This window comes from Klebsiella sp. GFKo11, from assembly GCF_056490265.1.
This window is the reverse complement of record NZ_CM151369.1, coordinates 1687906-1705853: the sequence shown is the minus strand read 5'-3', so window position 1 is coordinate 1705853 and position 17948 is coordinate 1687906. Positions and strand designations below refer to the sequence as shown.

Genomic DNA, 17948 nt, shown 5'->3' with positions numbered 1-17948 from the left:
TTCTCTCCCTATCTATGCGCAGTCGCCGCTATGCGACCGATATTGCTGATTGAAATGGTAAACAGCGCCGACCAGCCCGGCGTCGTTGCCGTGGCTGACGGTGTCGATATAGTCCGCAATGCCAAACCAGGCCAGATGTTCGCGCAGCAGCGCCAGAAAGCCCGGCCGTTCAACGATCCCGCCGCCGATTAAAATTGTTTGCGGGTCGAACACGTTGACGAGGTTATAAAGCCCGGTGCCGAGACCGTTAAAAAATTCGGAAACCAGACGCCGACAGGTGGCGTCGCCGGCATCGTAGCGGTCAAAAATTTCTTCACCGGTCACTTCATCCAGCGCTTTACCGATATGTTCAGCATAGCGATGGCGCAGAACGCGCAGTGTGCAGTTTTCATTCATCGAGTAGCGCCGCACATCTCGGGTACCGGGACGCGCCGTTTGCATATAGCCAAATTCACCGGCGCGAAAACGCGCGCCATGCACCAGTTGGTTATTACAGAAAATCGCTCCGCCGATACCGGTGCCAATGGTCAGAACCAGGAAATTAGCCATTTCTGCGGCTTTGCCCTGCCAGCGCTCGGCCAGCAGCACACAGTTAGCGTCATTTTCAATGGCGACCGGCAAACGCACTTGCTCTTCGAGCCAGGTTTTAATGGCGAAATTATCAAATTTACGGATGGCGCCGCCCATTTCGATAAAGCCAGTGTGCGGATTCACATAACCGGGAGCGCTGATAGCCACCCCTTCACATTCTGGATGAGCAGCAATCCACGCCAGCATCGCCTGCAGAATCTGGTCGCCAGCGCTGTCGCTTATTGACTGTTTACCTTTATCCAACAGCGCGCCTTCTCGGGTCATTACGCCCATTTTTAACGCCGTGCCACCAATATCAAATGCGGCAATTTTCATCCTCGACTCCCTTACTAAATCCCACCCAACTCACGGTTTATCTGTTATTGATAAAAAAGAAACCGGTTTCATTAGCATGATGGTGATTCCCTGGCCCAGTGGCAAGCAGAAGAATGTACCCGGTTTCATTTTCGTGAACAGTATCAAATTTGCGCACATAGCAACTGTTTTACGTCCACTGCAAAGCAGGCTCGCAAACGTTTGCTTTCCCTGTTAGAATTGCGCCGTTTTTTATTGCTACCGCAAACGCGTGGAGACTTCGCAGTGACCGATAAAACCTCTCTCAGCTATAAAGATGCCGGCGTAGATATTGATGCAGGCAACGCTCTCGTCGACCGTATTAAGGGCGTGGTGAAGAAAACCCGTCGCCCGGAAGTGATGGGTGGACTGGGCGGATTCGGCGCACTGTGCGCATTGCCGCAGAAGTACCGCGAGCCGGTGCTGGTTTCTGGTACTGACGGCGTCGGCACCAAGCTGCGTCTGGCTATGGATCTAAAGCGTCACGACACCATCGGTATCGATCTGGTCGCCATGTGCGTGAATGACCTGGTCGTTCAGGGCGCTGAGCCGCTGTTCTTCCTGGATTACTACGCGACCGGGAAACTGGATGTGGATACCGCAGCCAGCGTGATCAGCGGTATCGCCGAAGGTTGCTTACAGTCCGGATGCTCGCTGGTCGGCGGCGAAACGGCGGAAATGCCGGGTATGTATCATGGCGAAGATTACGACGTGGCGGGTTTCTGCGTCGGCGTGGTAGAAAAATCAGAAATTATCGACGGCAGCAAAGTGGCCGATGGCGATGTGCTGGTGGCTCTGGCCTCCAGTGGCCCGCACTCTAACGGTTACTCTCTGGTGCGTAAAATTATCGAAGTGAGCGGCGTTGACCCGCAAACTACCGATCTCAACGGTAAGTCACTGGCGGATCACCTGCTGGCCCCGACCCGCATCTATGTGAAATCCATTCTCGACCTAATTGCTAACGTTGACGTTCACGCCATCGCCCACCTGACTGGCGGCGGTTTCTGGGAAAATATCCCGCGCGTTCTGCCGGACAACACTCAGGCAGTCATCGATGAGTCTTCATGGCAGTGGCCGGAAGTGTTCAACTGGCTGCAAACTGCCGGTAACGTCAGCAGCCATGAGATGTATCGTACCTTTAACTGCGGCGTGGGCATGGTTATCGCCCTCCCTGCTGAAGCTGCGGACAAAGCCATCGCCTTCCTGAATGAGAAAGGTGAAAAGGCGTGGAAAATGGGTTATATCAAAGCCTCTGATTCCGAACAGCGTGTGGTCATTGAATGAAAAACATCGTGGTGCTGATTTCCGGCAACGGCAGTAATCTACAGGCCATTATTGACGCCTGCGCCCGGAAAAAAATCAACGGCACCCTGCGAGCAGTCTTCAGCAACAAGGCCGATGCGTTCGGCCTTGAGCGCGCGCGTGAGGCCAATATTCCGGCTCATGCGCTCACCGCCAGCGAGTTCGCTAATCGTGAAGCTTTCGATCGCGAACTGATGCACGAGATTGACGCTTATGCGCCGGATCTGGTGGTACTGGCTGGCTATATGCGCATTCTCAGCCCGGCGTTTGTCGCTCACTATCATGGGCGCCTGCTGAATATCCACCCTTCCCTGCTGCCAAAATATCCGGGCCTGCACACTCATCGCCAGGCGCTGGAAAATGGCGACGAGGAACATGGGACATCGGTGCATTTCGTTACCGACGAACTGGACGGCGGGCCGGTCGTTTTACAGGCTAAGGTGCCGGTTTTCGCCGAAGATACCGAGGACGACATCACCGCTCGCGTCCAGGCTCAGGAACACGATATCTATCCGCTGGTGGTCAGTTGGTTTGTCGATGGTCGTCTGCGTACCGATGGCAAAGAAGCCTGGCTCGACGAAATAAAGCTACCGCCCCAGGGCTACGCCGCTGAAGAATAACCCATCGCCCTGCGTTTTATCCATGCGGGGCTTTTTTTTGATTAAAATCGTTTAACAATCAATCATGTCGAAGAAATAGTTCTTCTTACTGTCATATTGTTGTGACACAGTGAATCGCTATGCGGAAAATTTCGTCATAATAGTCTATGTCCTGTGAGTAAAACGGAGTGTGAGCTGTAATGGGCCAGGAAAAGCTATACATCGAAAAAGAACTCAGCTGGTTGTCCTTTAACGAGCGCGTACTTCAGGAAGCGGCGGACAAAAGCAACCCGCTGATTGAGCGCATGCGTTTTTTGGGAATCTACTCCAACAACCTCGATGAATTTTATAAAGTGCGGTTCGCCGAGCTAAAGCGCCGCATCATCATCAGCGAAGAGCAAGGCAGTACCGCCCACTCTCGTCACCTGCTAGGCAAAATCCAGGCTCGTGTACTAAAGGCCGATCAGGAATTTGATGGTCTGTATAACGAGCTGCTGCTGGAAATGGCGCGTAACCAGATTTTTCTGATTAACGAGCGTCAACTCTCCGTCAACCAGCAGTCCTGGCTGCGAAATTACTTCAAACTCTATCTTCGCCAGCACATTTCGCCGATCCTGATTAATCGTGAAACGGATTTGGTGCAATTTCTGAAAGATGATTACACCTATCTGGCGGTAGAGATCATCCGCGGGGATACTATCAATTACGCGCTGTTGGAAATTCCGTCAGATAAGGTTCCCCGTTTTGTGAACCTGCCGCCGGAAGCGCCTCGCCGCCGTAAACCAATGATCCTGCTGGATAACATTCTGCGCTACTGCCTGGATGATATCTTTAAAGGCTTCTTCGATTACGACGCGCTGAATGCCTACTCGATGAAAATGACCCGTGATGCCGAATATGATTTGGTGCACGAGATGGAATCGAGCCTGATGGAACTGATGTCCTCCAGTCTGAAGCAGCGCCTGACCGCAGAACCGGTACGTTTTGTCTATCAGCGCGATATGCCTGACGCAATGGTCGAAATGTTGCGCGATAAGCTCTCTATCTCCAACTACGACTCCATGCTGCCGGGTGGACGCTACCACAACTTTAAAGACTTTATCGGCTTCCCAAATGTTGGCAAAGCCAATCTGGTCAACAAGCCGATGCCGCGCCTGCGTCATTTGTGGTTCGATAAGTTCCGCAACGGATTTGACGCGATTCGCGAACGCGACGTGCTGCTCTATTATCCGTACCACACCTTTGAACACGTGCTCGAACTGCTGCGTCAGGCCTCTTTCGACCCGAACGTATTGGCTATCAAAATCAACATTTACCGCGTGGCTAAAGATTCGCGGATTATTGATTCCATGATCCATGCCGCTCACAACGGCAAGAAAGTCACCGTGGTGGTAGAACTGCAGGCACGTTTCGACGAAGCGGCCAATATTCATTGGGCCAAACGTCTGACCGAAGCCGGCGTGCACGTTATCTTCTCGGCGCCAGGGCTGAAAATTCACGCCAAACTGTTCCTCGTTTCCCGTAAAGAGGGTGATGAAGTTGTGCGCTATGCGCATATCGGTACCGGCAACTTCAACGAAAAAACTGCGCGTCTTTACACCGACTATTCCTTACTGACCGCCGATGCGCGCATCACCAATGAAGTTCGTCGGGTATTTAACTTTATCGAAAACCCATACCGTCCGGTCAGCTTCGATTATCTGTTGGTTTCACCGCAGAACTCCCGCCGCCTGCTGTATGAAATGATCGACCGTGAAATCGCTAACGCGCAGAATGGTCTGCCTTGCGGAATTTCCCTGAAGCTGAACAACCTGGTCGATAAAGGCCTGGTCGATCGCCTGTACGCTGCGTCAAGCTCCGGCGTGCCGGTTAATCTGCTGATTCGCGGCATGTGTTCTCTGATCCCTGGACTGGAAGGCATCAGCGACAATATTCGCGTAACCAGTATCGTTGACCGCTTCCTTGAGCATGACCGCGTCTATTTCTTTGAAAATGGCGGCGATAAGCAGGTTTGGTTATCGTCTGCGGACTGGATGACGCGTAATATCGATTATCGTATTGAGGTCGCCGCGCCGCTGCTGGACCCAAGACTGAAACAGCGCGTGCTGGATATTTTCGATCTCTTGTTCAACGATACGGTCAAAGCACGCTATCTTGATAAAGAACTGAGTAATCGCTACGTGCCGCGCGGCAATCGCCGTAAAGTACGCGCGCAAACGGCGATTTACGACTATCTCAAATCACTCGAACAGCCCGACTAACCTATGCCAATAAACGAAAAAACCCCTCGGCCACAGGAGTTTGCTGCGGTCGACCTTGGTTCGAACAGTTTTCATATGGTGATCGCCCGCGTCGTTGACGGGGCAATGCAGATCATCGGTCGCCTTAAACAGCGGGTGCATCTGGCCGATGGTCTGGATGAAAACTCTGTGCTGAGCGAAGAAGCCATTACGCGCGGGCTGAACTGCCTGTCGCTATTTGCTGAACGCCTGCAGGGTTTTTCCCCCTCCAGCGTCTGCATCGTCGGGACGCACACGTTACGCCAGGCAGTAAACGCAGCTGAGTTCCTCAAGCGCGCAGAAAAGGTTATCCCCTATCCGATAGAGATAATCCCAGGCAACGAAGAAGCGCGCCTGATTTTTATGGGTGTTGAGCACACGCAGCCAGAGCGAGGCCGTAAACTGGTTATCGATATCGGCGGCGGCTCTACCGAGCTAGTTATTGGCGAGGATTTCGAACCTCGCCTGGTGGAAAGCCGTCGCATGGGCTGTGTCAGCTTTTCCCAGGTCTATTTCCCTGGCGGTATTATCAGCAAAGAGAATTTCCAGCGCGCGCGCCTGTCGGCGGTACAGAAACTGGAAACGCTGGCCTGGCAGTTCCGCATTCAGGGCTGGAACGTCGCCCTCGGTGCCTCCGGCACCATTAAAGCTGCTCATGAAGTGCTGGTCGCTATGGGCGAGAAAGATGGCTTTATTACCCCTGAACGCCTCGAAATGCTGGTCGAAGAGCTGCTGAAATATAAAAATTTCGACTCTCTTAGCCTGCCGGGGCTTTCTGAAGACCGAAAAGCCGTTTTCGCGCCAGGCCTGGCTATTCTCTGCGGCGTGTTCGATGCGCTGGCGATTAAGGAACTGCGCCTGTCCGACGGTGCGCTGCGCGAAGGCGTCCTGTACGAAATGGAAGGACGTTTCCGCCATCAGGATATTCGTAGCCGCACCGCGCAAAGTCTGGCTAACCAGTACAATATCGACCGCGAACAGGCGCGTCGGGTGCTGGAGACAACCACGCATATGTTTGAGCAGTGGCAGGAGCAGAACCCTAAGCTTGCCAATCCACATCTCGCGGCGCTACTGAAGTGGGCAACCATGCTGCACGAAGTTGGCTTAAACATTAACCATAGCGGCATGCATCGTCACTCGGCTTATATCCTGCAAAACAGCGACCTGCCGGGTTTTAATCAGGAACAGCAAATGCTGATGGCAACGCTGGTTCGCTATCACCGCAAAGCGATTAAGCTGGATGATTTGCCGCGTTTTACGCTGTTTAAGAAAAAGCAGTTTCTGCCGCTGATCCAGCTCCTGCGCCTCGGCGTGCTGCTGAATAATCAGCGTCAGGCGACGACAACGCCGCCGACCTTAACGCTGAAGACCGAAGCTAACCACTGGACGCTGGTTTTCCCCCATGACTGGTTCAGTCAAAATGCGCTGGTGCTGCTCGATCTGGAAAAAGAGCAGGAGTACTGGGAAGGCGTTCCGGACTGGTGGCTGAAGATTAGCGAAAGCGAAGAAGAACAGCCTGATATAGTGCCTTAATCCACCTGATATGGGCCGGACTAACCGGCCCATTCAATGATGATCAATCGTCGGCGAGTCGCTCAAGCGGTGCGGGTTTACCGATATCGTAGCCCTGCATATAATCGATTCCCAGCGAAATCACCGCCTGGCGAATTTCCGCTGTTTCAACATATTCCGCCACTACCTGCATATTTTTCATTCGCGCCAGAAGACAAATAGATGCGACAGCCTGATAGTCCAGGCTACTGGTCACCAGATTACGAATAAAGCTACCGTCTATTTTCAGCAGATCAGCATTCATTGTTTTCAGCCGCGCATAGCTGGCATAACCGGTACCAAAGTCATCAATGGCCACGCGACAGCCCATATCCTGCAAGTGCGCCAGGGTTTGTCGCGCCTGCTCAGGATTGGTCAGCGAATGGTTCTCGGTCAACTCAAAAATAATCTGCCAGGGTTCGATGTCATAACGTTCCAGCAGCGCTTTTACCTGATGATGAAAATGGCTATTACTCACTGAAAAAGGCGAGATATTAATTGCCAGGCGCATCCCCGGCAGCTTCTTGCGCTGCTTGTCCATAAAGATGAGCGTATGCTCCAGAACCCAGCTATCAATGCGCGCCGAGAGGCCAAACTCATGCGCTACCGGTAAAAAAACGTCCGGCATGATTATCTTATCGCTGTCATCCAGCATTCGGAGTAAGACTTCATGATAACTATCACCACGAATGCCAACGATCGGTTGCGCCATCAGAAGGAATCAATCCTGTTCTAACGCCTTCACCAGCTGGTTCATTATCGTGACCTTGTCTTTCAACTCTTGCTGCAAATTGATAGCGCCGCGGCGCTGCAAGTTTTCCGGACTCCCGGTCGCCAGCGAAAGGTCGGCAACGCTATTGAGCTCGCCAAGCAGTAAATGCAGATGAACCACCGGGGAGCGAACGTTGCAATAGCTAAACCCCACCGGTGGCTGCAGTGGCATACCATTCCAGACAAAACGAAACTTTTTGAGATGCTCATGCAACAGGGGAATCCGCTGCTGGTGGTCTTCACTGTTGAGGCGGACCACCAGCTCATGCCCGGCCATCTGATAGACATCCTCCCCCGGCATCAAAAACCCGCCAAGTGACTCTGCCAGCTGCTGCTTGTATTGAATACGCAACAGAACGCCATAATGGCGGCCTAATATTTCCAGCTCAGGAATACGTAAGAGGCACAGCACTGACCAGGATGAATGATTCAACGCGCGGCTCAACGCGCGCAAATTGGGCAAGTGAACAACCGGATCGAGAAAAGCCATTCGGCGCACGCGAGCGTAGATAGCCCTCTGCTGAGTCGCCAACATCGCCATGTAGGCGATAATAAAAGAGAAAACCAGATAACTAGAGGAGGTAATAGCCAGCTGATTGTTATAAATCGGAGAAAGCGGTAAATATTGATAATGAAAATGAATTATAACAATCAAAACCGGCGGCCAAATCAATGAAATGAACCGATAACCAAAGCGCATCGCCCCCCATAACATCACCGGCATAAGTAATGACAACGTATAGTTTGTGCTAAAAATAGTACTAGAACTGTTCAATGGCATTAATAGTAAGACTAATAATACTAACAATACTGCTGCCCATAAAATGATCTCAAGGCATTTTATTTTCGGATCAATTTGCAGGCGAACCTGAGAAATAAATCCACGGATATAGAGTGGATTTCGGATAACTCGAATCAAAAAATAGCACAACGGTATACCGGTCAAACACCCCACCATCAATGCCTGAAAAGTGATTAACGTACGTAAACTAAAGGGATTTATGCCCAACAGCCCCGTGGCACGAGGATGAATACCAAGGTATTCGGCAAGTTGAGAGAGAACCAGAAAAATCAGCGATGGTAGCAGCATCTGCCAGAACAATCGGTGAGGCATCAGTCCGACGTTGCCGTGAGAGATTTGCTGCCTGCGCGGCACAAAAATACGATAACCGCCCCAGCACAGCACGGTCGGAATGAGGAAGTGGAAAATGACGCCAATGGAATCTTCCGGCGTCATACCATACGTAATGGAAAGTAGCAGACCAAGCACGATCCCCGGCAACGCAGCCCAGCCAAAAAAAAGCATCAGGCTGAGGACTAATCCCAAGGGTAAATAGTAGAGAGAGACATCATTACCATTCAGCACAGCAACGGTATTGGCCCATCTTGATATAGGAAGCAAAAACGTGGGTAGGACGAGCGGTAGCGCCCACCATTTATCCCGATATTGCCTGTAAAGTTTAATTAAGCTCATAGATGCTCAACAGATAACCCTAAATCCTGCAGGGTATATTCAGGCAGGCATCCGACCAACCATCATAATCGCGCCAAAATAATAACGCGGAACTGGCTGGAGATTTTAGTTATCAGTGAGAACAGGCGATTGATATAAATCAAAAAATCACGCAGCAAATATTAATAAAGCTTATTTTTTAGCACTCAAACGCCATAAACAGAAAGCATGTAAATACGACAATCATCTTATATAACATTAATTAATGTTTTGACCGTCGGATTTTTACATCCGCATCAATTGACCCCACCGCTTTCCTGTGCCTTAATACGCATATCGCCCGCCCTACGGGTATACTTCAAGGAACCTTTTGTGAGTCAGGCACCCAGTATGCGTAAACGACATCGATTTAACCGTCGCATGACCCGTATCGTACTGCTAATCAGCTTTATCTTCTTTTTTGGACGTTTTGTCTACTCCTCTATCGGCGCCTGGCATCATCATCAGGACAAGAAACAATCGCAGCAATCGACCATCACCGTTGAGCCTTCAGGTTCAGCAAAAGCGCCTGAGCAAAAGTAAACACTCAACATCCCTAGTGACGAATCACGACCAGTACACCCGCCATCACCAACAGCGTGCCCGCTATTTGCGCCAGCGAAATGGGTTCCCCCAGTAACCACCAGCTAAAGAATATTGTCAGCATCGGTCCCAGAAGACCGATCAGGACGGCGCGCTCGGCACCAATGCGCTGCACGGCCGCCGACTGCCAGAAGATCGGTAATACGGTTGAGAAGAGCGCCATCGCGCCACACCATAGGTATACCTGCCACGGTAGGTTAAGCACGGATAACGGTTGCGCAATATAAAAATGGGTTTGCGTGGCAAGGGATGAAACCAGCAAGGCAAGAACAGAGAATTTCATCGACCCCATACGCCTGATTGCCACCTCTGACCCGGCATTATAAATGGCATACAGTAGGGCCGCGGCGGCAACCAGACCGCCACCGAGAGCCAGGCTATGCATATCGCCACTAATCTGCAGATCGTGGACAAACGCCAGCAGAATTCCCGACCAGGAAAGCGCTAAGGCCAGGAGTACCTTTTTTTCAAAACGCTTACCCAAAAACAGGACTCCCATCAGAATAGTGAGCGCCGGGTAGGTAAATAAGATCAGACGTTCAAGCCCGGCAGTAATATAGCGCAGCCCCATAAAATCCAGGATCGCCGAACCGTAATATCCCACTATTCCCAGCAACATTAGCAGTAGATAATCACGACGCTGTAGAGGACTGCCGCTACGCAGCCCCCGTAGAGCAATCAGGATAACGAAAGGTAACGATAGGGTCATCCGCAGCATGAGCAAAGTGATGGCATCGACCGTTGCCTGCTCGTAGGCAAGCTTGACAAATATTGCCTTAAACGAGAAACCAAAAGCCGCGCACACGGAAAATAGCACGCCGACCAGTTGTGAAGATGGCGTTTTATTCATCCTGATACCGTGCGACCTGTTGCAATAAAGCTATCTGTCGCCACATCTCCAGCGAGTTTGAATACATTGGGAAATGTCCGCAATGCGGAATTTCTGCCAGCGTTACACCACGGCGGGCAATAGAAGATAAATAGCTCAGGCTGGCATTCTGGTCGCCGTACATAAACATTTTTGGACACGGTAAATTGAGGAATTTCGCCATTAGCTCACCGTGGTCAGAATAATCCACCATCGAAGAGAAAATCCCCGGCACCGCCTCAGTGCGAACCTTCTGCCGCAGGTTGCTGGCGTAGAGCGCGCTGGCCCAGGCTGGCGAGTGGCGAGTGCGTTCAATAAAACGCGCGAAGAAACGTTCCGCGTCCAACTCAGCATATTGCACAATTTGTCGGCTCAAAAAGCAGTCTTCCGGCGCGATATTGCCCTCAATATTCACAAAACTTAGCACTCGCTCGGGAAAAGCGTGCGCCAGCAGAAGCGACGTTAATCCTCCCATTGAATGCCCGACCAAGTGAAAATGCGTAAACCCCGTATGGGAAATCACCTTCAACGCCGTCTCAAGCAGAAAGGGTAACCCCATCTTGCTGTAATCGGCGCATTGACTCTCACCACAGCCGGGTGCATCCCAGGCAATAAACGGCTGACCCTCAAAGGCTTGATGGCGCACGAAATCAACGTAATCTTCCTTGCTGGAGCCAAAACCGTGAAGAAAAACCACCGGCTCCCCTGCTCCTTCGCGGCTAATGGACGCGATATCAAGCTCAACGCCCTGTACCGTCATAGGCAAACGCTGCTGGGTAAACTCCGACTGCATGCTCATCATAACCTCATTGCTCATCATTTCCGGGCAGAGATAATAACTAGCCATATTGATATGTAAATTCTTATAAAATAAACTCTGTGATACGAATTTATTAACAGAATATCGCCTATGAGCAATATTGATTTTCGTCGTATCAAGCAACTATGGATGTTTCTCGCTGTCGCGGAAGAGGAACACTTTGGCCGCGCGGCGCTGCGTCTGGGGATGTCGCAACCGCCACTAACGGAACAAATCAAGCTCCTGGAGCACGGGCTGAAACTCCAGCTGTTCGAGCGTTCACGGCGCGGGACCCGCCTGAGCCCGGCCGGATCCGCACTACTGCCCGTGGTACGCCAGTTCGCCGACCAGCTCAGCCAGTTGGACAGAACCATCGATGAAATAGCCGCAGGCCACTCGGCGGTATTGAATATCGGGGCAATAACCTCGGCCATGCTGGAGACCTTGCCCCCGTTGCTGGAGGAACTTAAGCGCGCCACGCCTGGGCTAACGATATTTATTCGGGAAATCGATAGCGTTGATGCGATCCCCGCGCTGGAGAATGGTGAACTGGACCTGGCTTTCGTGCGTCTGGAAAGTGAGGTGGGAGGCCATATCATTACTTTGCCGCTGGAAGAGTCACGCCTGGCCGTCGCACTACCGACCGATCATCCGCTGGCCTCACAGCATCGCGTCAGCCTGCGTGCATTGGCAAAGGAACCGATGATAATGTCAGCACGCCAGGTCAGCCCGGCCTGGTTTGATCTACTCACCTCGCTATGCCGAACCCACGGTTTCACTCCCCGCATCCTGCATGAAGTTCGCTCGGTCAGTTCGCAGATTGCGTTTGTCAGCTGCGGCCAGGGTATCGCGCTGGTTCCCGCTTCCACCCGAAAACTGGCACCGGCTAATGTGGTGATAAAAACGCTGGAAGAGAAGCAGATGGTTGTTACCGCTGCGGCGGCGTGGAACAGCAAGCGACACCACCCGCTGGTTGATTCGACCATTGCTTTGTTGAAAACGCGCTACGCTTAAGCCGCCTCCAACTTCTGCAGTAAACGCAGGATCTCAGCAATACCTTTACTGATAATTTTATCCTGCCGCATGATTATGCCTAACTGACGATACAGCAGCGGAGCCAGTGATTGAACATTTAAGCCAATACGATCCTGCGGATGTTCCACCGCCATTCGCGGAACAATGCTGAACCCTAGCCCTGCACGCACCATGCGCTTAATCGCCTCAATGCTGCCTAACTGCATCACTGGCGCGATTGCCCGCCCATCAGCCAGGAACCAACCGTTAATCAAATCCCGGGTTCCGCTGCCCGATTCAAATGCAATTAACGGCAGAGTTTGCAGAACCTCCGGCGTAACGGCTGGCGGTAACGCCTCCTGATTACTGGCAAAAATACAGACAAATTCTTCATCCATAACTGGCGTCACCGCCAGGTTACGCCCGATTGCCGGGAGCGTAACCAACCCTAAATCAAGCCGATTTTCTTCGACGGCCCGCACAATATCCAGCGTATTACCGGTGGTCACGCCGACGGTCAGCAGAGGATGTCGCTCGCGTAGTGTTAGCAACAGCGAAGGTAAAAGATGAATACAGGCGGTTGCTCCGGTACCCAGCGTTATCGAGCCGCTAACTTCACGATTGAACTCGCTCACCGATTGCACCGCCGCGCTCACCGCCAGCTCAATCTTCTCGCTGTGCGCCAGCAAGGCAATTCCGGCCGCCGTCGCTTTAATGCCGCGCCCGGTTCGTTCAATCAATCGCGTCTGTAGAAACTGCTCCAGCTGACGCACCTGCAGGCTTACCGCGGGCTGCGATAATCCCAGCACGTCAGCAGCGGCGGAGAAGCTCCCGCGCTGTACGACCAGGCGAAACGTCGCCAGGTTTCCCAGATTGAGCGTCATCATCACAAAGTTTCTCTTATAGAGGTCATAAACGAAGTGGCCTGCCTGCACAATGGCTTGCAGGGTATGCTGCCGACAACAGCGTAACAGAATGGAAGATGATGAAAACACCTGAAGAATCACTCTCCGCGCCAGGCTTTGTCACCCTTGCCGCCGGATGCAATCTACTGATCAACTGGGGGATATCGTTTTATATGCCCGGGACTTTCGCCAGAGCTATTGCCCTGGACACCAACTGGGCCGCAACGCAAATCTACCTGGGCCTGACTATTGCGATGTTGATGATGGCGCTAACCTCTCCGTTTATCGCCCGACTACTGGCCCGCTTTGGCGGCCAACGGGTGGTTATCTCCGGCACGTTGATGATCTCAACGGGTTGCCTCATCATGGCAAAAATTCACGGCCTGACGAGCTGGTTCGCCGCCTGGATATTGACAGGTATCGGCATGCGACTGGCGCTGTACGACACGATGTTCGCTGCGCTGGTGAATCTTTACGGACAGCGTGCCAGGCTAACTATCTCACGCGTGACTCTGGCCGGAGGATTGGCCTCGGCTCTTTTCTGGCCATTCGGAACATGGCTACTGACGCAGATGGACTGGCGGCATGCTCTGCAGATCTACGCCCTTTTTGGTCTGGTTAGTGCCGTGCTGTTGTGGACTATGCCGAATCATAAACTCCCCTCGCCAATACGGAAAAAACCACACAATCCGATTTCCCGCCACGATCGGCGCCCGGCACTGCTGTATGCATCTCTCATTGCGCTGGTCACCTTTGTCTCCAACGGCACTTCAACACACTTACCGGAGTTTATTGCCAGCTACGGACTTCCTGTTGCTGTGGGAATGCTGTGGGGGATTGGGCAAACCGGTGCTCGCTTTCTTGAAGTGGCATCCGGTTCAGCATTAACGCCATTGAGGCTAACACTATTGACCACTATGCTGATGCCGCTCTGCTTTGTACTTGGCCTGAGCGGACCTTATTTGTCCTGGGCGGCCGGTGGGTTCGTACTGGGCTATGGCGCAATCAACGGTCTGACAACCGTATTTAAAGCCACGCTACCGCTACAGCTTTTTGCCGCCGAGGATTACGCCCATCGTACTGGCATTCTATTGATTCCCGCCCAGGTGCTGGCAGCCATATCGCCGTTTGCCTATGCGTGGCTTAATCATTATCTCGGGATTCAGGGAAGCTTAGCGGTTTCCGCTGCGCTAACGTTGATAGTGGTAGGGTTGGCAGTATCGATGGCATTCAACCAACATATAAAATTGCCGCTAACGGCTGGCAAGCGATCCTGAACAGCGGGGATAAAAAACCCTCTTTTCAAAGAGGGTTTTAGTTAGCAAAAATTTAGCTATTACGAGGAGAAATTATTCCCACTCTAATATCAACGAGAGGAAAAACAATTTAAATAACAACTAGTTAGAAAGGCGAGCTTTCTCGATACCATCATCTATACCATGCGCAGAGTTTTTTTGATTTTTTGCTGCTCGTCGCCGCTTTAACTCTGCCTTAGCCCATGCTGATGCTTCTGCCATATCCCGGCGAAGGTGCTCTATCTCATCGGGGGTCAATCGACGCACTGTTCACCACTCCTTTGTTACTGTCTGAGGGTACCATGCTGCGAACTCGCCTTGGCCAAAAAGTGGCGATTTCACGATCATTAAACGCAGATATGTAATGCCTCATCGCGATTTCTATCTATCGGTTTATACCGACGCCTGCCCTTGAGACATCAGAATGTGGTGCCATACTGTGTCTGTGTACTACCAAAGTAACTCTTTTGGCAAAAAGTATAACTAACTCGACTTAACGATGAAATCTAATCAGGCATAATAGCATCAACGTTATCTTTAAAACCATCTAATAGCAAGTCAACAATATACTTCGTCGGCGCATCAAAAACAGGGAAATAAAATGACACCAATAGAACAAATACAGACATGGATTGAAGATAAACCTATATGGTGGAAACACAGCATTAAACTAGCACTTGAACACGGAGAATTAGATCAGAGTGACCTCGATGAAATCTACTATATTGCTCGTGTTGAACACCAACTAGTCCACTCAGAAGAATGCTCTACTTCTAGCAGCCAAGATTTAGACTTCACCGGACATACTAGCGAGCAAGGTAAAGTCAATCTACTATCATTATCCGAAGTGTATGGTGTTGGTGCTCTCATTGAAAAACAAGTTCTAACATTTTCCAGAGATGGCATCTTCATAGTTTATGGTGACAATGGAGCAGGAAAATCCAGCTACTCCAGCATAATGAAAAATGCTTGCCTAACACGCGGTTCGTGCCCCAAAATATTAGGGAATGTATTTGAACAAACCAATCCTTCGCCTAGCGCAACGATCAAAATCTTAGTAGACGGGAAGGACGAAACTCACCCTTGGAGCTTGAACTCTTCAAGCATTGCCCCCCTGAAGGCAATTAGGGTTTTCGATACAGATTCAGCTCATCATTACGTTAACAAAGAGGATGCTCTAGGTTTCAAGCCTTCTGGCTTAAACTTATTAACAGAGCTGACTAGAGCCATCAACCAAGTCAAAGCTATTGTTGAAGAAGATATAATGCCAGGAAACGGCCTTATATCCTTAAAACCAATAACTTCCGAAACCAATACAGCACGATTCTTCAACGGAATATCTGCCGACACTAAAGAAGAAGATGTGCAAACTCATAGAGCTACAACAGAGGATCTTGAGCATATAGAACCTCTAAGACAAGAAATTGCAAAAGATAAGCTACAAACCCCAGAAAGTTTAAAAGCCAATCTCAATCAACAAAAGCAAATAATAACACCGCTGCAAAGATTTATTAATAACGCTTTAAAACCTCTAAGCGATAAAGCTTTTGACAGGCTTAAAGAACTGCAAGAAGATTACAACACAAAGCAGAGGACTGCCGACAAAATAATGCAGGCCACTCTACAAGGCCTACCTCTAGAAACTGTTGCAGGTATAAACTGGCAAAGCCTATGGAGTGCAGCAAAAACCTTCATTGAAAACGAGCCGAATTCTCACAACTTCCCACCTATCCAAGGTGAAAATTGCCCTCTATGCCTCCAGGAAATCTCAGAGAACAGTAGTAATCGGCTGGCCTCATTAAATAGTTTCTTGGCCGACAATGCTGCTACAGAAGCAAAAAAGGCTCATGACCTATTGAGCAATGCTATAAGAATGATTTCATCACAAGACCTTAGCTTGGAAAACTATAAGGCTGCACTAGAAGAATCCAACAAGCTAAAGCCCGGTATAAACGAAAAGATCATAGCTCTGTTTGAAATATTAGCCGAGCGTCAAAAGATATTTACCACCTCCTCAAAATTACCCGATCTTCAATCCACACTAGATATTTCATCTTCAGTTGACATAAACGCAATATTAAAAAATATTGATGAACAAATAGAATTAGTTAAAACCAACCAAGACTTAGCTGAGCTCATCAAAAGGAAAGAAAAAAATTTACAGGGCCTATTAGACAAAAAACATATCAATGATAACTATGAATCAATAATAAAAAATATACGCCGTTATAAAGTCATCAGAAAGATGGAAGCAATAAAGAGTGAATGCAACACTCGCAAAGTCTCCGATCTTTCTTCAAAAATTTACCAGCAAGGAGTCATAGAACCTCTTACCTCTGCTTTCAGGGACGAACTTAAAAAATTTGGATTCACGCGCTTCTCGGTGGATGTTCAAACAAGAAACACCGGAGGACAACAACAATTTAAGTTAGCAATCGCAAATGCTGGCGAACCAATAGTTGCTAAAGTTGCTAGCGAGGGGGAGCAAAGATGCATTGCAATTGCAGCTTTTTTAGCAGAGATGAAAGCAGATAATAGACTGTCTGCTGTCATATTCGATGACCCTGTGAACTCACTAAGTCATCAGTGGAGTAGCAAAGTAGCCGCCAGACTTATTTCAGAATCACTTTCTCGGCAAGTCGTCGTATTTACTCATGACATAGTTTTCTTCAAGCTTTTACTAGAGCAAGCCGAACTCCAAGGAGCCCAGCATGCAAGCGTCGCATTGGAGCGTTCTAGAAAATTCGCTGGGCTAGTAAGAGATAGTGCTCCATGGGAAGCACTAACAACATCAAAGCGCATAAAACATCTAAATACAAAATTACAAGATTTAAGGAAGTTGGATAGAGATGGAACTGAAGCTGATTTTCGTCAAGCATCCCGGGCATTTTACGGCTTACTCAGAGAAACTTGGGAACGATTAGTTGAGGAAAAATTGCTCAATAAGGTAGTAAGCAGGTTTGAAAGAGGGGTTTACACACAACGCCTATCTCGCCTTGTTGACATTTCAGACGATGATACAGCTAAAGTAGATAATGCAATGGGGAAATGCAGCACCTATTTCACAGGACATGACAGCGCTCCGGCAGTAGGTGATCCGTATCCGACAATCGAAGAAATTGAAGATGACCTGAAAAACATCAAAGATTTTCTAGATGAATTACAGGGAAGCCGTAAGAGGACCTGATCAGTTCAATACCTCTCCAAAAAGGCGGCCCACAGCCGCCTTTGTTTTCGTTCATCGTAACTCTTTTAATGCAGCTTGCCGCACAATGGCTAACGCCTTCTGGAAGTCCTCCGTCGTCACTCGGCCAGTTTCAGCCTGGTAGTACAGGATCGTGAACATATTGGCGACCGCCTCCGCGACTGGCAAAACCTGCCGGGCGGTTTCCTGGTCGATGAACTCCAGGGCGGCCAGCTTGATCGCAGCCTGATGAATTGCTTGCTGAACTTCGATATTATGTGTGGTTGTCATGTGTCACCTCTCTGTCAGGTGGTATGTGAAAATGCGGGCCGGTGCACCATCACCGGCCCGTGTGCTTTCTA

At 50.2% G+C, this 17948-nt stretch carries 12 protein-coding genes and 2 pseudogenes; 8 read left to right on the top strand and 6 right to left on the bottom strand.

Annotated elements, in window-relative coordinates:
• Nucleotides 1–12: 12 nt before the first annotated feature.
• Nucleotides 13–906 (bottom strand): beta-glucoside kinase BglK, encoded by an 894-nt coding sequence (gene bglK / locus AC07P6_RS08320; RefSeq protein WP_478316013.1) that lies wholly within the window; start codon nucleotides 904–906, stop codon nucleotides 13–15.
• A gap of 264 nt (nucleotides 907–1170) precedes the next feature.
• Here bglK and purM point away from each other — a divergent pair, with 264 nt between their 5' ends.
• From purM to ppx, 4 genes are all read left to right on the top strand, one after another.
• Entirely contained in the window at nucleotides 1171–2208 is a 1038-nt protein-coding gene (gene purM, locus AC07P6_RS08315; RefSeq protein WP_478316012.1) for a phosphoribosylformylglycinamidine cyclo-ligase, read from the top strand.
• Nucleotides 2205–2846, top strand: coding sequence for a phosphoribosylglycinamide formyltransferase (gene purN, locus AC07P6_RS08310; protein ID WP_478316011.1), 642 nt, complete (start codon nucleotides 2205–2207; stop codon nucleotides 2844–2846). Before purM ends, purN begins: the two co-directional genes overlap by 4 nt.
• Nucleotides 2847–3025: 179 nt before the next feature.
• On the top strand, nucleotides 3026–5086 hold the full coding sequence (gene ppk1, locus AC07P6_RS08305; protein ID WP_110272135.1) for a polyphosphate kinase 1: 2061 nt from the start codon (nucleotides 3026–3028) through the stop codon (nucleotides 5084–5086).
• A gap of 3 nt (nucleotides 5087–5089) precedes the next feature.
• Nucleotides 5090–6637, top strand: coding sequence for an exopolyphosphatase (gene ppx, locus AC07P6_RS08300; protein WP_478316010.1), 1548 nt, complete (start codon nucleotides 5090–5092; stop codon nucleotides 6635–6637).
• A 43-nt stretch (nucleotides 6638–6680) separates the two neighbouring features.
• On the opposite strand, the pseudogene AC07P6_RS08295 reads toward ppx, so the two are convergent.
• A pseudogene (locus tag AC07P6_RS08295) lies at nucleotides 6681–8900 on the bottom strand (sensor domain-containing phosphodiesterase).
• Between the two features lie 369 nt (nucleotides 8901–9269).
• On the opposite strand from AC07P6_RS08295, the gene AC07P6_RS08290 reads away from it, so the two are divergent.
• Nucleotides 9270–9461 carry a YfgG family protein gene (locus tag AC07P6_RS08290; protein ID WP_182207662.1) on the top strand — a complete coding sequence of 64 codons (192 nt, stop codon included), beginning with the start codon at nucleotides 9270–9272 and terminating at the stop codon, nucleotides 9459–9461.
• A gap of 13 nt (nucleotides 9462–9474) precedes the next feature.
• On the opposite strand, the gene AC07P6_RS08285 is transcribed toward AC07P6_RS08290, so the two are convergent.
• Together AC07P6_RS08285 and AC07P6_RS08280 are read right to left on the bottom strand one after the other, a co-directional pair.
• Nucleotides 9475–10371, bottom strand: coding sequence for a DMT family transporter (locus tag AC07P6_RS08285; RefSeq protein WP_478316009.1), 897 nt, complete (start codon nucleotides 10369–10371; stop codon nucleotides 9475–9477).
• Nucleotides 10364–11188, bottom strand: a complete 825-nt coding sequence (locus AC07P6_RS08280) for an alpha/beta fold hydrolase (protein ID WP_478316008.1) — start codon at nucleotides 11186–11188, stop codon at nucleotides 10364–10366. Before AC07P6_RS08280 ends, AC07P6_RS08285 begins: the two co-directional genes overlap by 8 nt.
• A gap of 111 nt (nucleotides 11189–11299) precedes the next feature.
• Between AC07P6_RS08280 and AC07P6_RS08275 the strand changes: the two genes are divergently transcribed.
• Complete coding sequence (locus AC07P6_RS08275; RefSeq protein WP_478316007.1) at nucleotides 11300–12202, top strand: LysR substrate-binding domain-containing protein; 903 nt, start codon at nucleotides 11300–11302, stop codon at nucleotides 12200–12202.
• Here AC07P6_RS08275 and AC07P6_RS08270 read toward each other — a convergent pair.
• Nucleotides 12199–13115, bottom strand: a pseudogene (locus AC07P6_RS08270) (LysR family transcriptional regulator). The gene AC07P6_RS08275 and the pseudogene AC07P6_RS08270 sit on opposite strands and share 4 nt — an antisense overlap.
• A gap of 72 nt (nucleotides 13116–13187) precedes the next feature.
• Here AC07P6_RS08270 and AC07P6_RS08265 point away from each other — a divergent pair.
• Nucleotides 13188–14384, top strand: a complete 1197-nt coding sequence (locus AC07P6_RS08265; protein WP_478316962.1) for an MFS transporter — start codon at nucleotides 13188–13190, stop codon at nucleotides 14382–14384.
• A gap of 619 nt (nucleotides 14385–15003) precedes the next feature.
• Nucleotides 15004–17589: an AAA family ATPase gene (locus AC07P6_RS08260; protein WP_166707656.1), complete on the top strand. Its 2586-nt coding sequence runs from the start codon at nucleotides 15004–15006 to the stop codon at nucleotides 17587–17589.
• A 51-nt stretch (nucleotides 17590–17640) separates the two neighbouring features.
• Here the strand turns inward: AC07P6_RS08260 and AC07P6_RS08255 are convergent, their stop codons facing one another.
• On the bottom strand, nucleotides 17641–17877 hold the full coding sequence (locus AC07P6_RS08255) for a type I toxin-antitoxin system ptaRNA1 family toxin (RefSeq protein ID WP_166707655.1): 237 nt from the start codon (nucleotides 17875–17877) through the stop codon (nucleotides 17641–17643).
• Between the last annotated feature and the right edge of the window lie 71 nt (nucleotides 17878–17948).